This is a genomic window from Pseudomonas sp. FSL R10-0056, from assembly GCF_009600105.1.
GTDB classification, from domain to species: Bacteria; Pseudomonadota; Gammaproteobacteria; order Pseudomonadales; family Pseudomonadaceae; genus Aquipseudomonas; species Aquipseudomonas bubulae.
The window spans coordinates 1-15,889 of the sequence record NZ_WIWL01000174.1 but is presented as its reverse complement, the minus strand read 5'-3'; the positions used below and the strand labels follow the sequence as shown (position 1 = coordinate 15,889).

General features: G+C 57.6%; 14 protein-coding genes. 2 read left to right on the top strand and 12 right to left on the bottom strand.

All coding sequences use genetic code 11. The annotated features are described in order from the left end of the window. Nucleotides 1-9: 9 nt before the first annotated feature. The 12 genes from GHO42_RS11470 to GHO42_RS11415 all read right to left on the bottom strand — a co-directional run bounded on the left by GHO42_RS11470 (nt 10) and on the right by GHO42_RS11415 (nt 12,987). Nucleotides 10-1,485: a hypothetical protein gene (locus GHO42_RS11470; protein WP_095017956.1), complete on the bottom strand. Its 1,476-nt coding sequence runs from the start codon at nt 1,483-1,485 to the stop codon at nt 10-12. Next, nucleotides 1,473-2,939 (bottom strand): hypothetical protein, encoded by a 1,467-nt coding sequence (locus GHO42_RS11465; protein ID WP_095021416.1) that lies wholly within the window; start codon nt 2,937-2,939, stop codon nt 1,473-1,475. The genes GHO42_RS11470 and GHO42_RS11465 overlap by 13 nt, the downstream gene beginning before the upstream one ends. A gap of 197 nt (nt 2,940-3,136) precedes the next feature. Beyond that, nucleotides 3,137-5,098 carry a DUF4105 domain-containing protein gene (locus GHO42_RS11460; RefSeq protein WP_095024786.1) on the bottom strand — a complete coding sequence of 654 codons (1,962 nt, stop codon included), beginning with the start codon at nt 5,096-5,098 and terminating at the stop codon, nt 3,137-3,139. After that, complete coding sequence (locus tag GHO42_RS11455) at nt 5,095-5,415, bottom strand: DUF2388 domain-containing protein (RefSeq protein WP_016782951.1); 321 nt, start codon at nt 5,413-5,415, stop codon at nt 5,095-5,097. The genes GHO42_RS11460 and GHO42_RS11455 overlap by 4 nt, the downstream gene beginning before the upstream one ends. Nucleotides 5,416-5,441: 26 nt before the next feature. Then, nucleotides 5,442-5,735 carry a DUF2388 domain-containing protein gene (locus tag GHO42_RS11450; protein WP_094999513.1) on the bottom strand — a complete coding sequence of 98 codons (294 nt, stop codon included), beginning with the start codon at nt 5,733-5,735 and terminating at the stop codon, nt 5,442-5,444. Nucleotides 5,736-5,939: 204 nt separating this feature from the next. Further along, on the bottom strand, nt 5,940-6,257 hold the full coding sequence (locus tag GHO42_RS11445) for a DUF2388 domain-containing protein (RefSeq protein ID WP_094999512.1): 318 nt from the start codon (nt 6,255-6,257) through the stop codon (nt 5,940-5,942). 300 nt (nt 6,258-6,557) lie between these two features. Beyond that, nucleotides 6,558-6,773, bottom strand: a complete 216-nt coding sequence (locus GHO42_RS11440) for a DUF1127 domain-containing protein (RefSeq protein WP_094999511.1) — start codon at nt 6,771-6,773, stop codon at nt 6,558-6,560. 318 nt (nt 6,774-7,091) lie between these two features. Beyond that, nucleotides 7,092-8,582: an acetyl-CoA hydrolase/transferase family protein gene (locus GHO42_RS11435; RefSeq protein WP_094999510.1), complete on the bottom strand. Its 1,491-nt coding sequence runs from the start codon at nt 8,580-8,582 to the stop codon at nt 7,092-7,094. 181 nt (nt 8,583-8,763) lie between these two features. After that, nucleotides 8,764-10,200 (bottom strand): NAD(P)(+) transhydrogenase (Re/Si-specific) subunit beta, encoded by a 1,437-nt coding sequence (locus tag GHO42_RS11430; protein ID WP_150629145.1) that lies wholly within the window; start codon nt 10,198-10,200, stop codon nt 8,764-8,766. Then, nucleotides 10,197-10,520 carry an NAD(P) transhydrogenase subunit alpha gene (locus GHO42_RS11425; RefSeq protein ID WP_003438157.1) on the bottom strand — a complete coding sequence of 108 codons (324 nt, stop codon included), beginning with the start codon at nt 10,518-10,520 and terminating at the stop codon, nt 10,197-10,199. Before GHO42_RS11425 ends, GHO42_RS11430 begins: the two co-directional genes overlap by 4 nt. An 11-nt stretch (nt 10,521-10,531) precedes the next feature. Beyond that, nucleotides 10,532-11,653 carry a Re/Si-specific NAD(P)(+) transhydrogenase subunit alpha gene (locus tag GHO42_RS11420; protein WP_178126979.1) on the bottom strand — a complete coding sequence of 374 codons (1,122 nt, stop codon included), beginning with the start codon at nt 11,651-11,653 and terminating at the stop codon, nt 10,532-10,534. 437 nt (nt 11,654-12,090) lie between these two features. Then, nucleotides 12,091-12,987, bottom strand: a complete 897-nt coding sequence (locus GHO42_RS11415; RefSeq protein ID WP_095017960.1) for a LysR family transcriptional regulator — start codon at nt 12,985-12,987, stop codon at nt 12,091-12,093. Nucleotides 12,988-13,145: 158 nt separating this feature from the next. Between GHO42_RS11415 and GHO42_RS11410 the strand changes: the two genes are divergently transcribed. Together GHO42_RS11410 and GHO42_RS11405 are read left to right on the top strand one after the other, a co-directional pair. Continuing rightward, nucleotides 13,146-14,327 (top strand): acyl-CoA dehydrogenase, encoded by a 1,182-nt coding sequence (locus GHO42_RS11410; RefSeq protein ID WP_094999506.1) that lies wholly within the window; start codon nt 13,146-13,148, stop codon nt 14,325-14,327. 14 nt (nt 14,328-14,341) lie between these two features. Further along, nucleotides 14,342-15,562: a CaiB/BaiF CoA-transferase family protein gene (locus GHO42_RS11405; protein ID WP_094999505.1), complete on the top strand. Its 1,221-nt coding sequence runs from the start codon at nt 14,342-14,344 to the stop codon at nt 15,560-15,562. Nucleotides 15,563-15,889: the final 327 nt, after the last annotated feature.

The following is a 15,889-nucleotide window of genomic DNA, read 5'->3' as shown; positions in this document are numbered from 1 at the left end:
CGTGTGGGGTTACTTGAGTCGTACGGCGGTATCGGGCTGGATATTTTCCAGGCGGGCACCAAACAGGCCGCGCTTGAGGGTCGCGACCCTGTTCTGGTTTGAATCGTATACGCCGGCACTGCTGAAGGGCTTGAGCGGATAAGACTGGGGCACACCTTCGACGATCACGGTCAGGGTCTTTTTGCCTGCAATCAGCAAGGCAGCCAGCAGGGCGCCAATCAAGAGCAGAACAAACAGCCCCAGCAGCATGAGCACCGGACCGAGCGGGTAGCTGATTTTCAGCACAACCGGCAGACGGGTCTCGGAAGTAGTGGCTTCACCGGAGGGGATAAATACGTCAGGCAGGGCGTCACCGGGGAACAGTTCATTCATGCGTGCAATGAACCCCTGGGAGATACGCAGTTGTTGCTCGCTGAGGTTGATGCTGATGCTGCCGGCGCGTTGGTAACCGCTGGAAAAGATCACATCGCTGGACCATTGCGATGGCAGGGGCGGCAGTTGCAGGCTGATCTTCAGCTCGTCGGAGCGGGCGCCTGGCTCGAGGTCTGTCAGGCGGTCCAGCGATATATTCGAGTTCAGGGCTTCGCCCGGCATGTCCAGGGTCATGCCTATTTTCGCGTCATGAATCTGGTAAGGGTTGAACTGGTTTTCGAATTTGCCCAGCAGCACTGCCGTTTTCGGCGAGCTGTCGACGTTGATATTGAGGATGACCGTTTGCTGGTCGGGGGCCAGTTCGGCACTCACGTCCTGAGTGTCTTCAACACCGGTAGGAATAAAGCGCACGGCAGCCTGGGTCAACGGCTTTAGCCGTACCCGGTCATCTTTAAGCAAGCTGGCGAGGGCAGGCTGATTGAGCACCTGCTCCAGTGCGACACCGGCTTTTTGACCATAGGCCAGAGCGTAGATCATCAACCCGTTGGCTTCGTAGTTGGGGCCTTTGACCGGCATTTTCTGCGGGAAGGCGGCAATCCGGGTGATAGCTGCTTCGCTATGCAACAGGTCGTAGAATTCGCGGTTTTTGGCCTGGGTTTCGCTGCTGTTGTTCGGGCTGTTTTTATTGTTGGTGATGATCCAGACAATACCCTCGCGACCTTCCAGCCCGGTGGTGATTGAGGCCAGCAAAGCCTCTTTGAAGTCCGTGTCGGCATAGGCACCGCTGGCTTTGCGCTCCAGCTTCAAGCCATTGACGTAGTTGGGCAGTGCAGCGTGGTTGGCCGGGCCGCGATAGATCCACTCGGGCGAAGGGTGCTGACTGTCAGCCTGGTTGAACCCGCCAATGACGACTTCTGCGCTGCCGGCAGCAGTGCCCACCAGTTGGGTGACCATCGACTTGAACGGCGATGACGGATCGCTGTAGAACGGCTCCATCCAGCCTGAATTTTGTACCAGGAATACCTGGCGCAGAGGCTCTGCGCTGGCCACGCTGCTGGCAAGTACGAGGGAGAGCAACAGGCAGCGGCGCAGCCAGAAGGTCAAGCATTCCATCGGTAAAGCGCTCCGCATGAGTCGATATACAGCCACATTGCGTTATCAAAAAAGAACCACTGGGCATTCCAGGGTTCGCTGGCGCGAGCGCGGAATACAAATGACTGATCGCCGACTTGCTCGAAGCAGTAGTCGACATCCATAGGCTGGTGGTTATCGAAAAAGGCTTCCAGCGGGCTGGATTGTTTGGCTTTCATTGATAGCAGGCGTTTTTGCCCGCTGAATTCGATAAAGGGGTAAATCACGTCGCGGGTCGTCGGCGTGAAGTTCTCGTCGTACTCTTCCCAAGGGCGTTCGAGCCGCACGTTGTATTTAAAGCTCAAATGACCGGTGCTCAGGCGATACCCCTTGATGGGCATCGGCAGGTCGGTAGCACCCGGATCCAGTTGCAGGTAATGCTGACCGTCGGCATCGAAGATCAGCTGCCACAGGCCCCTGCCGTCCAGAAACGGTGGCCCTTGCTCGGGATGGGCGGTGGCGTTGTTGGGCCACGGATGCCATTGGGCCTTGAGTTCGCTGCCTTGGGTCAGGCTGAGGTAGCCGTGTTCACCGATCCACAACAGGCGACGGGAGGCTGCGTCGAGAATCGGCGCCGAGAGCCGGGTCATGCGCTCATGGTCAGCGCCTTCAACCAGGCAACGGTCCCACCCGTAGAGGCTGGCAGGGTTGACGATGCAAACGTGGCCGCTCTTGAGCTGAGGCAAATAAGACTGGCCTTCCAGTGTGCCAGGGCCGGCCAGCGGGCTGCCGTCGTCGCGCAAGGTTTGGTAACGCAGTGTGAGTGGGTCGACACTGACTAACGTCGCTCCGCTATCGCTGGAGAGCAACAGGTGCTGCTGGTTTTCGTCCACGTGAAGGGCGACTGACCAGGCCCAGCTTTCCAGGCGAGAGCGACCGATGGGTTCGCTCTTTGGCAGTAACTCAAGCCACTTGCCCGAGCCTCTTTGCCACAGGAACAAGCTGCCTTCGCGGCTTAGTGCGTACAGGGCTTCGCGATGCCCGCCGAGGTTGGCGGCGAGGAAGTTGAGGCCGTTCTTGCGAGGCAACTCAATAATCAGCTTGCGACTGTTCAGGTCACCCTGGCGGGTATCGAGCAACTGGCTGTACAAGCGCGAGCTGATCTCCTCGGCCGAGGACAGTTTGCAGCGCTCATTGATCACGCGAGAGCCACTGCCATCGCCATAAGGCGGTAGCCAGCGGGTAGTTGTCTGGTAGGCGACCTTCGGCAGTTCTTTGCCTGTGCTGGGGCAAAACGCGAATGCAGCAGGCAGGTAGTTGCCGGGAGAGGTATCAGGCGCGGGTGTTGCCCCGACCAGATAATCCAGATCAACCAGCTCGGCCGGGGGCTTGGTACCAGCGACCTGGTGCAGAGAGAATGTACCGTCATCTGCTTGCAGCCACTCCTGGTCGCCTAGCGTCCAGACAGAGGTGCGGTCGTTTCTGGCTATCTCCATATAATCCTGCCGATACCTGTAAACGGTGCATGCCAGTCCCTGCCGGGGTTATGGCAAGCACTTCACAAATGAGAGGGTGTGACTCAAACGATGGTGTGGCCAACGGCATTGATCAGTGCCGAATAATGGCGCGGTGCCACTTTCCATCGCGGAATAGTGGCAGAATGATAGGACTTGTCAACCGAACTTTAGTTCGGTCAGGGCAGCTGCAAACCGCCGGATGCCTTGTGGATTGTCCGTAGATGTTCGCCGATCAGTTTGACGTTGGCTTCGGTGGCTGCAATTTCGGCTGCACGGGCAGGCTCCAGCAGGCTGCGCACCTCCTTGTCCAGATCAGTGGTCAGACGCAGTAGCTGCTGCTGGCGCTGGCTGCTTTCTGATTCGAGCTTTTCCCACTCTCTGGTTTGCGGCAAGCCGTAGCCGTCGCTGCCGAGCAACTCTGCCGGGCGGCTGAGAAAACCGCTGCTGGCAAGAATTTCCTGCAGGGTCTTGTTGGCTTTGTCCATACCGCCATCCTTGAGCTGGCGTGCGCCCAGGTACTTTTGCTTGACCTCATCCTGTGCCAACAGCAGTTGCCGACGAAAGCTGGCTTGTTCCAGCAGCAACAATGCCGCACTGGCGCGCAGATCGGCTTGCTCAAGCCATGGGCGGCGTTCTGCTGCATCAAGGGCCAGCCAGTCTTCGACTGTGTTTTGCTTGATCGGCAAGCGGGTTTTGAGAACATCAAACATCGCCTGGTAGCGATCACGGTAGGAGTCGAAGCGATAACCCAGGCGCAACGCCTCTTTGGGATCCTCCAGCACGCTGGTATCGGCCAGACCGCGAGCCTTGAGCACTTCGAGCAAACCATTGGGCACAATGCTGTCCAGGCCTTTGAGCCGGGCATTGTCGCTGCCGCTACGCAGCAGTTTGAGGGTTTCAACCGCACAGTTATTGGAGATGAAGTAGTAGTCGCCGTCATAGCTCCAGTGCATCTCGGCGGCGTGTTCAACCACTTCTTCGATTTCAGGGCGGCTCAGTTTGAGCGGCACGGAAGCCAGGCTGCGCAGTTCGGTTTTAGTGTATTCGTCAATTACCTGGGCCAGCGGCAATACGAAAAGGCGCGATGGGTAAGCGCCTGTCAGGCCGTCCCAGCTTGAGAGCTGTACGTCATTGACGAATGCCCGGTAGGACAACACTAAGTGTTCTTGCAGGTCGAGTCGGCAGTCCGGCCCGCGTGGGCGGCCCGGGGCACAGATCACCAGGCGCAACATGCTATGGCCCCAGCGGCTGGCCCATTCCTGATTGGCCTCAGCCAGCAGGTAGTCGACGGCGTAGACCCGCTCGGGATCGACGGTACCCAGTGGCTGTTTGGCGAAATCGTTGCCGGCATTGAGGAAGGCAAAACCCTTCGGGCATTCGTCTCTGGCGGCAGGCGCCCAGCCGAAATGCTGCTGGTAGTAGCGATACAGTGCCGGGCGGCGGCAGGCGTAAGCCGGGTCGAGGAGGAAATACTCCATGTTGACTGCGACAAATTCCTTGGGGCTGCTGACTTCGTACAGGTCCGGGCTGCGCACCACCTGATGATTGTCTTGCTCGCGCTCGCCCCGGCGCCCCACGTATTGCTGCCAGCCGGCCAGATCAAGCAGACGCGGGTCATCGCTGAGGGTGAAGCGGCGTCCGGCTTGCCCGCGGCATTGGTCGGGCAGGCCAATCAGCCCCGTGTTGCTGTTTTGGCGGGTGCAGCGGCGTATCAGCGTGCGCTCGTCCGCGGGCCAGAGACGGGCACGGTCATATAGGTGTGTCAGTTCGTGCAAGACGGTGGCGAGCATCTCCCGGCGCACAGTGCCGTGGGGGCGGTTGGTCTGCAGGCGGGCAGCGGAACCATCGGTCAGCCCGGCCAGCAGCTTGCGATTAAGGTCCAGCTCGGAGGTCAGCGAAGCCTGGCCGTAAGCGTTGGCGGGCATGTCATCGGTCCACCCCACCAGGACTTGCCGGTCCAGTTGTTCGATAAAACGCGGTGGCAGTCTCTGCATGGCTTCATCAAGCAGGGCTTGGCTGGCCTGTTGCTCGGCCGGGCTCAGGCCCTCGGTCTTGAGTTGCAGATGCAGCGCGGCCTGGGCGCTGCTGGCAATCAGCAGCAGGCCACAGGCGGCGAGCCAGCGCGTTAACGGCCTCACAGTGCGAGTATGGCTTCGGCGAGGTCGTGATCGCTGGCGTTACGGGCTTCAGGCACGCGGTCGCGCAAGGTGCTGAAGGCCGCCTCCAGTTGTACGCCGCGAATATCGCCTTGGCTGGCAACGAAAGTGGCGGCGTCGTCGTGAGCTTCACGCACAACTTTGGAGTCACGGATGGAGGTAGTTGTATCGGACGTAAAATCGATGGTGCGGCCAAAAGCACGCACGATGATGTTACTGGTCTGCACGACGGTCTGTGCCTGTGCCACATCGGCAAGCAGCAAAAGGCCAAGAGTGGCGACAATCAAAGGGCTACGCATGAATTTTCTCCAGAAAAAGCGGGTATTTATTGGACGAGAATTGTCTGTGCCAGTTCAAGGTCGCTGGCACTCAATTTTGGCTGGTTCTGGCGCAGATAACGCAGGGCAGACTCCAGCTGTGCGCCTCGCGTCTGGCCATCACTGGCAATAAAGACGGCGGCATCATCCTGGGCGGCACGTATCAGTTTGTGATCAAAAGGCGCGGACGTCACTTTACTGGTGACATAACCACTGAGCACCACATTTTGCGTGGTCAGGTCGAAGGCGTTGGCTGATTGAGTCCAGCAGAGTGCAAGCAGAGCTAATAAGGAAAAACGCATGGGTCTCGAGGCTGTTTGAATGAGCGCCAAGGCTAGCGTAATGGCCGGAGCAGGGCCAGCGTGGGGGCGTTGTTGAAATTTTTTTCATGCCTGCACGGTATATGTGGGAGCGGGCTTGCTCGCGATTGTATCGGCGCGGTTTACCTGAGAAATCAGGGCGCCTGAATCGTGAGCCAGCCCGCTCTCACAGAGTGCTGACCCCGATCAGATCGTCAGGATCGCCTGGGCCAGCTGTGCATCGGTGGCCTGCAGCTGTGGTGCTTGCTGGCGGATGGCATCGAAGGCGCTTTCCAGTTTCACGCCACGGATGGCGCCTTCGCTGGCCACAAAGCTGGCAGCGTCGTCACGGGCTGCGCGCACGATCTTGTTGTCACGAAACGAGCCGGTAGCATCCGATGTCAGGTCGGTGGTGGCTTTGAGCGTACCCACGATGCCATCGGTGGTGGCGATGAAGCTCGTGGCGTTGGCGCTTGCAGCAACAGCCAGCAGAACTGCGGCACTAAGTAGGCGAAGAGTGGGCATGGTAATACTCCTGAACATGAACTAATGAAAATAGACGGTTATGGGCCGAATAGTAGGCTCAGGGTTGCTTCAGGCAAAGGTTGTTTTGTCCGAAGCGCGTATCAGGGTGCTCTGAATCAGGTATCAGGCAAACTGTACCTGTGGTATTTCAATTAATTTAAAACTGTACTTGTCACTTTGCAAGTGGGCAAAACTCGGCCCTAAAACGACAAAACCCGTCAGCGGTAATCCGCGACGGGCTTTGTTTTTTCAATTCAGGTTGCTGGCGGTGGACCGGTGGTCAGGGCCAGCGAGCGCTAATCAGCGCCAGAACGGCTTGCTCAGCTCTTCGTAACGCTGTGCTTCGCTAATCCCGGCATCAGCCAGAAGACGCGAGTCCAGGCGAGCCAGTTGATGGCGGCTGGAGATACGGCGCTGCCACAACATCAGGTTGGCAAGTACGCGCAAAGGCATGGAAGCCTGGGAGTTTACAGTGCTGCTTTCGCTGAACAGTTCGGAACTGAGTGTACGTTCCATGGTGACATCCTTCCGCTTGTGGCGGCATTGGCTAGTGGTTTAACTGATGCCAATGATCCTCCTCTTTGTCCAGGGTCTCTAGATACAGTTCGGTTGTATTGCGATGGGCCAGTTAACTGTTTATGCACGCTGTACGGGCACAAATAGACTCAACTGTACCTGTCCGCACCTAAGTGGTGCGAAATTGGCCCGAAGGTGAGTCAAAGGGAGTGTTACGGGTGGGAAATGACCAGTACAGCAGTACAGTTTTTGAAATATAAAGCATAAAAAAGCCGCTGACGTAACAGTATTTACGTCAGCGGCTGTCTAGCTCGCGGGTTACGGCAGCATTTTCCCGGTTTCTTCCAGGTTGATATGCCAGCTCAGGGCTTCGCGCAGGATGTGCGGGGTGTGGCCGCCAATCGCACAGGCCTTGGCGAAGTAGTCATTGAGAGCTTCACGGAAGTCCGGGTGCACACAGTTGTCGATAATGACCCGTGCGCGCTCACGCGGCGCCAGGCCACGCAGGTCGGCCAGACCCTGTTCGGTAACCAGGATGTCGACGTCATGTTCGGTGTGGTCAACGTGGCTGACCATTGGCACCACGCTGGAGATCGCACCCGCCTTGGCAATGGATTTGGTCACGAAGATCGCCAGGTGCGCGTTGCGGGCAAAGTCACCCGAACCGCCAATGCCGTTCATCATCCGCGTGCCGCACACGTGAGTGGAGTTGACGTTGCCGTAGATGTCGAACTCCAGGGCGGTGTTGATGCCGATGATACCCAGGCGACGAACCACTTCAGGGTGGTTGGAAATCTCCTGCGGGCGCAGGACCAGTTTGTCCTTGTAGCGCTCCAGATTGCCAAATACGTCCGAGTTGCGACGCTCCGACAGGGTGATGGAGCTGCCCGAAGCGAAGCTCATCTTGCCCGCGTCGATCAGGTCGAAGGTCGAATCCTGCAGTACTTCGGAGTACATGGTCAGGTCTTCGAACGGCGAGTCGATCAGGCCGCACATCACCGCGTTGGCGATGTTGCCGATACCGGCTTGCAGCGGGCCGAGCTTGTTGGTCATGCGCCCGGCTTCAACTTCGGCTTTAAGGAAGTTGATCAGATGAAAGGCGATACCGTCGGTTTCGCTGTCCGGCTCGGACACGGTGGATGGCGAGTCCGGCTTGTTGGTGATCACGATGGCGACGATTTTTTCCGCCGGGATCGGGATTGCGGTGCTGCCGATACGGTCGTCGACCTTCACCAACGGGATCGGTGTGCGCGTCGGACGGTAGGTCGGAATATAGATGTCGTGCAGACCTTCCAGGTTCGGGTTATGCGCCAGGTTGATCTCGACGATCACTTGCTTGGCGAAAATCGCGAAGCTGGCGGAGTTGCCCACGGATGTCGTCGGAACAATATGACCTTGTTCGGTAATGGCCACTGCTTCAATAACTGCAATGTCCGGCAGCTTGAGCTGATTGTTGCGCAACTGCTCAACGGTTTCGGACAAATGCTGGTCGATAAACATCACTTCACCGGCGTTGATCGCCTTGCGCAGAGTGCTGTCTACCTGGAACGGCATGCGACGGGCCAATACGCCGGCTTCCGTCAGTTGCTTGTCGAGGTCGTTGCCCAGGCTGGCGCCGGTCATCAGGGTGATTTTCAGCGGCGACTTCTTGGCCCGCTCGGCCAGGGCCTGGGGGACGGCTTTGGCTTCGCCGGCACGGGTAAAACCGCTCATGCCGACAGTCATGCCGTCTTGGATAAGGGCGGCGGCTTCTTCGGCGCTCATGACCTTATCGTGCAGGGAGTTCAGGCGAATACGTTCACGGTACATGGATTGTTATCTCGGGCAACGGAAGCAAGAGGCGCAGTCTATTCATTTTCAGAGCCTTGCGTCCCGCTACCATGGTCGAATGCCAGCGGCCGATTTAGAGCCTTTGGTCGGGTTCCTTGGAAAAAGAAAAACCCCGGCCAATAGAGCGCCGGGGTTCTCGATGTTGCGTTGGTGCGCGATGTTACTCGACAGCTTTAACCATATCTTCAATAACTTTCTTGGCGTCACCGAAGACCATCATGGTTTTATCCAGGTAAAACAACTCGTTATCCAGACCGGCATAGCCGCTGGCCATTGAGCGCTTGTTCACGATGACAGTCTTGGCTTTATAGGCTTCGAGGATCGGCATGCCGGCAATCGGCGATTTTGGATCGTTCTTGGCCGCCGGGTTGACCACGTCGTTGGCGCCCAGTACGAGCACCACGTCGGCCTGGCCGAACTCGGAGTTGATATCTTCCATCTCGAACACCTGGTCGTAAGGCACTTCGGCCTCGGCCAGCAGTACGTTCATATGGCCTGGCATGCGGCCCGCAACCGGGTGAATCGCGTACTTCACGGTCACGCCGCGGTGAGTCAGCTTTTCCGTCAGCTCTTTAAGTGCGTGTTGTGCCCGTGCCACGGCCAGGCCGTAACCCGGGACGATGATTACGGTGTCGGCGTTGGTCAACAGGAAGGTGGCGTCGTCCGCCGAGCCGGATTTCACCGGACGGGCTTCTTGCGCACCGGCCGGGCCACCGACGTCGGTTGCACCGCCAAAGCCGCCGAGGATCACGTTGAAGAACGAACGGTTCATCGCCTTGCACATGATGTACGACAGGATCGCGCCCGAAGAACCTACCAGCGAACCGGCAATGATCAGCATCGAGTTGTTCAGCGAGAAACCGATACCGGCAGCCGCCCACCCCGAGTAGCTATTAAGCATCGACACCACCACAGGCATGTCGGCGCCGCCAATCGGGATAATGATCAGCACACCCAGCACGAACGCCAGAGCCAGCATCAGCGCGAAAGCATTGAGGTTGCCGGTCAGCATAAACGTGATGCCCAGGCCCAGCGTGGCCAGGCCCAGTACCAGATTGAGCTTGTGCTGGCCGCCGAATTGTACCGGTGCACCCTGGAACAGGCGGAACTTGTACTTGCCCGAGAGTTTGCCGAAAGCGATCACCGAACCGGAGAAGGTGATTGCACCAATGGCCGCGCCCAGGAACAGCTCCAGACGGTTGCCCGCCGGGATGGCGTCGCCCAGGTGTTTGACGATGCCCAGCGATTGCGGTTCGACCACGGCTGCAATGGCAATAAATACCGCCGCGAGGCCGATCATGCTGTGCATGAAGGCAACCAGCTCAGGCATTTTGGTCATCTCGACACGCTTGGCCATGATCGAGCCTGCTGTACCGCCGATCAACAGGCCAACAATGACGTAGCCGATACCAGCGGTGGCAATCTCGGCGCCCAGCTTGTAGATCAGGCCAACCGTGGTGATGATCGCCAGACCCATGCCGAGCATGCCGAACAGGTTCCCGCGACGAGAGGTGGTGGGGTGCGACAGGCCTTTGAGGGCCTGAATGAAGCAGATCGACGCAACCAGATACAGAACAGTAACCAGGTTCATGCTCATGGCTTGCGCACCTCTTCTTTGGCTTTAGGTGCTTTCTTCTTGAACATTTCCAGCATGCGCCGGGTGACCAAAAATCCACCGAATACGTTTACGGCAGCCAGCGCGACTGCCAGGGTGCCCATGGTTTTACCCAGGGGGGTAACGGTCAGCGCGGCGGCGAGCATGGCGCCTACAATCACGATCGCCGAGATGGCGTTGGTAACGGCCATCAGCGGGGTGTGCAGCGCAGGTGTAACGTTCCAGACCACGTGATAGCCCACATAGATGGCCAGCACGAAGATGATCAGGTTGTAGATACCGGGGGAGATGAGCTCTTCCATTATTATTGTCCTCAGCCGTTTTTGCGCACGACTTGACCGTCGCGGCACATCAGGCATGCGGCGACGATGTCGTCTTCAAGGTTGATCTGGAACTGCCCTTCGGAGGTGAAGACCAGCTTGAGGAAGTCCAGCAGGTTGCGGGCGTAGAGTGCCGAGGCGTCCGCAGCAACCATGGCGGGCAGGTTGGTGTGGCCGACGATGGTTACGCCGTGTTCAACCACGACCTGATCGGCGACGGTCAGCGGGCAGTTACCGCCCTGGGCTGCAGCCAGATCGATGACCACTGAGCCCGGCTTCATCTGGGCTACGGTTTCTGCGCTTAGCAGCACCGGGGCTTTACGGCCCGGGATCAGGGCTGTGGTGATCACGATGTCAGCCTGCTTGGCGCGCTCATGCACGGCCAGTGCCTGGCGCTGCATCCAGCTGGCAGGCATCGGGCGGGCGTAGCCGCCTACGCCAACGGCGCACTCGCGTTCTTCGTCGGTCTCATAAGGCACGTCGACAAACTTGGCTCCAAGCGATTCGATCTGCTCTTTAACCGCAGGTCGCACATCGCTGGCTTCGATTACGGCACCCAGGCGCTTGGCGGTGGCAATGGCCTGCAAACCTGCAACACCGGCACCCAAAATAAGCACGCGAGCGGCTTTGACGGTACCGGCGGCGGTCATCAGCATCGGCATAAACCGCGGATGGTGGTGAGCGGCGATCAGGACGGCTTTATAGCCGGCGATATTGGCTTGGGATGACAGCACATCAAGACTTTGCGCACGAGAGGTTCGTGGAGCAGCTTCGAGAGAGAAGGCGGTGATCCCGCGCTCGGCCAGTTTGGCAATGGTTTCATTGCTGAACGGGTTAAGCATGCCAATCAGCACGGTGCCGGTTTTGATCAGGGCCAGTTCGCTGTCGCTGGGGGCGACAACCTTGAGAATCAGCTCTGCGCCGAAAGCATCTGTAGCGTTGCCAATAGTTGCGCCGGCGGCTTCATAAGCACTGTCGATAACGCTGGCATTAACGCCGGCGCCGCTTTGAACAGTCACTTTATGGCCTTGGCCGATCAGCTTCTTGATGGTTTCCGGGGTTGCAGCAACCCGCGTTTCACCCGTATGGGTTTCGAGAGGAACACCAATGTGCACGTCATATCTCCTGCGTGATCTTTTATAAGAAAGCCAGCGCACTACGGATGGTGCGACTGGGGCGGCCGATCAGCACGATCCCACCAAAAGTATGGGTGGGGCGGGGCATTCTGCTGGCAATTTTTTTACCCTTCAAGGACTTATGGAGGATGACGAGATACAAACTACAAGTCATGCAGTGACCGAATGTCGCAATGGTCGGCTGCATGCCTTTAAATACGTGGCTTACAGAAGATTTGACGTTTTTTTGAGTTTTTTTCAGATTTCTTTTGGTTATCGCTGCATAACTTTGAGAAATACCCTGTAGGCCGCGTGGTTACTGGCCTGCAGGTTTGTCCAGTTAGACCAAAGTACCGAGTGTCAAAACGCGACATTTACTTATATATGTAGTGACTTTTTATGCTGCGCTACATAGTTCGTGCGGACGATGCGATCCTTTAAATCAGGCTGTAGCCCTCGGCCTGCTTGATCAGCCAGTCTCGAAAGGCCTGCAATGAAGCCGACTCAATTTTGCGTTCGGGGATCATCAGGTAGTAAGCCCTGGTGCTGGGCAGGCTGCTGTCATTGGCAATCACCAGGCGTTTTTCGGCCAATTCGCGCTGAATCAAAAAGGGCGGAATCAGGGCGACCCCCATTTCATGCATGGCCGCCTGAGCCAGCATTGAAAAGAGCTCATAACGTGGGCCGCTCATGTCGCGTGGCACATTTATGTCCTGGGCGTTGAACCATTGGCGCCAGGCGTAGGGGCGGGTGGTTTGCTGCAGTAGGGGGAGTTCGGCGAGGGTGTGCGGGGAGAGGCTCTTATGCGGGCCCAGCAGGTTAGGACTACACACGGGTACCGGGTTTTCTCCCATCAGGCGGTAGGACGAAGTGCCGGACCAGTCAGCATCACCGAAGTAGATGGCAGCATCGAAGTCGGTATCTGCGAACAGAAAAGGGCGTGTGCGGTTGGTCAGGTTGACCGTGACATCCGGGTGCTGTTGCTGGAAGTCCTTGAGCCGGGGCAGCAGCCATTGCGTGCCGAAGGTGGGCACCACGGCCAGTTCGATCACGTTGGCGCCTTGTTGGCCCATGACGGACAGCGTGTCCCGTTCTACAGCATCCAGTTGGATTGCGATGCGCCTACTGTAGGAGATGCCGGCTTCTGTCAGTTTTACGCCACGCTTGGAGCGTCGGAACAGTTCTACACTCAGAAACTCTTCCAGGCTGGCGATCTGTCGGCAAATAGCCCCTTGAGTGATGGAAAGCTCTTGTGCGGCCTTGGTAAAGCTTTCATGGCGCGCAGCCGCTTCGAAGCTGATCAGGGCGGTTGTGCTGGGGATCTTGCGGCGCATGTACGGCTTCCTCACTAAATACAGTCAGAAATGGCTTTCATGTGGTTCACGGAGTGAGAAATTATCACAGCATCGTGTCGAATCCTCGTTTGTCCTTCTATATAGAGGGAGCCTAGGATCAGTGCACGATATTTGATCTATTACGCGAGGGTTCTCTCATGGCGGGTAAAGCAAGCTTCAACTGGATTGATCCACTGTTGCTGGATCAGCAGCTCACTGAAGAAGAGCGCATGGTGCGCGACAGTGCCGAGCAGTTTGCTCGGGACAAACTGGCGCCGCGTGTACTTGAGGCTTTCCGCAATGAGAAGACCGATCCTGCAATTTTCCGTGAGATGGGTGAGACCGGTTTGCTGGGCGCGATGATCCCTGAGCAGTACGGCGGCAGTGGCCTTAACTACGTCAGCTACGGCCTGATTGCCCGCGAAGTGGAGCGTGTCGACTCGGGCTACCGTTCAATGATGAGCGTGCAGTCCTCCCTGGTAATGGTGCCGATCAATGAGTTCGGTACCGAAGCGCAGAAGCAGAAGTACCTACCCAAGCTGGCATCTGGCGAGTGGATTGGCTGCTTCGGTCTGACTGAGCCAAACCACGGCTCTGACCCTGGTGCGATGATTACCCGTGCGCGTTCGGTAGAGGGTGGCTACAGCCTGACGGGCAGCAAGATGTGGATCACCAACAGCCCTATCGCCGATGTGTTTGTAGTGTGGGCGAAGGACGATGAAGGCGACATTCGTGGCTTTGTTCTTGAAAAAGGCTGGAAGGGTCTGACTACACCTGCGATTCACGGCAAGGTCGGTTTGCGTGCGTCCATTACCGGCGAAATCGTCATGGACAACGTATTTGTGCCGCAAGAGAACATCTTTCCGGATGTGCGCGGCCTCAAAGGTCCTTTTACTTGTCTTAATTCGGCTCGTTACGGCATCTCCTGGGGGGCGCTGGGCGCAGCCGAGTTCTGCTGGCACACCGCGCGCCAGTACACCCTTGACCGTCATCAGTTTGGCCGGCCTTTGGCTGCGACCCAGCTGATCCAGAAAAAACTGGCTGACATGCAGACCGAGATTACGCTGGCCCTGCAGGGTTGCCTGCGTCTGGGGCGGATGAAGGATGAAGGTACAGCGGCGGTTGAGATCACTTCGATCATGAAGCGCAACTCGTGCGGCAAATCCCTGGATATCGCACGCATGGCTCGCGACATGCTGGGTGGCAACGGAATCTCCGATGAGTTCGGCGTGGCGCGTCATCTGGTCAACCTGGAAGTCGTGAACACCTATGAAGGCACGCATGATGTGCATGCCTTGATCCTTGGGCGTGCGCAGACCGGTCTTCAGGCGTTCTATTAACAGGAGCTCGGCTCATGGGTGCTTTATCGCATTTGCGGGTGTTGGATTTGTCTCGTGTGTTGGCGGGGCCGTGGGCGGGGCAGATACTGGCTGACCTGGGGGCTGAGGTAATCAAGGTTGAGCGCCCGGGCAATGGTGATGACACCCGGGCCTGGGGGCCCCCCTTCCTTAAAGATGCTTATGGTGAGAGTACGGGGGAGGCTGCCTATTACTTGTCAGCCAACCGCAACAAGCAATCGGTAACTATTGACTTCACCAAGCCGCAAGGCCAGCAACTGGTTCGCGAGCTGGCAGCCAAATCCGACATCCTGATCGAGAACTTCAAGGTGGGTGGCCTGGAGGCGTATGGCTTGGACTACGCGTCGCTCAAGGTATTGAATCCGGACTTGATCTACTGCTCGATTACGGGGTTCGGTCAGACTGGCCCTTATGCCAAGCGGGCCGGCTATGACTTTATGGTTCAGGGGCTGGGTGGGTTGATGAGCCTGACCGGGCGGCCTGAGGGTGAGGAGGGTGCGGGGCCGGTGAAGGTGGGTGTTGCGCTGACAGATATTTTGACCGGGCTCTACTCGACGGTTGCGATCCTGGCAGCCCTTGCCCATCGTCAGCATGATGGTGGCGGGCAGCATATAGATATGGCGTTGCTGGACGTGCAGGTCGCTTGTTTGGCTAATCAGGCGATGAACTATTTGACTACAGGTGTGGCTCCGCAACGCCTGGGTAATGCCCATCCGAACATCGTGCCTTATCAGGATTTTCCGACGGCAGATGGTGACTTCATTCTTACTGTGGGAAATGACAGTCAATTCCGCAAGTTTGCTGAAGTAGCTGGCCGACCGGAGTGGGTCGATGATCCGCGTTTTGCTACCAACAAGTTGCGTGTGGCGAACCGGTCGGAGCTGGTACCGCTCATCAGGCAGGCAACGGTGTTTAAAACCACCGCTCAGTGGGTTGCACAGTTGGAGGCTGTCGGCGTGCCTTGTGGGCCCATCAATGACCTGGCGCAGGTGTTTGCTGATCCTCAGGTTCAGGCCAGAGGGTTGGCGATGCAGTTGCCCCATGCGCTGGCGGGGCTGGTACCCCAAGTGGCGAGCCCTATCCGGTTGTCCAAAACCCCGGTGGAGTATCGCAATGCTCCTCCTTTGCTGGGTGAGCATACCCGGCAGGTCCTGGAGCAGGTACTGGGGTTGAAGGCAGCAACGGTGGAGGCTTTAAGGCGGTCGGGTGTTGTGTAGCTATATAGAGGGGGCGTTAGCCCCCTCTATATAGCTGTATTACGGGTGTTTCTGGATTAAGTGATAGAGTCGCTCAATTAGTCCTTGACTCAGTTTTGTAACTGTCTATAATTCGCCCCACTTCCGGCGCAGTCGAAACGGAAAACTCCTTGAGTTTCAATGAGTTGGACGGTTTTCGGCGGTGTCAGCTTCAAGTCATCGAAGCAGGAAATGAGGTGTTGACAGCAGCGTGTAACGCTGTAGAATTCGCCTCCCGCTAACGAGAGATCGAAAGCGCAAGTGGTTGATGTTACAGAGGAAACTTTGAAAACATCTTAAAATAACCGC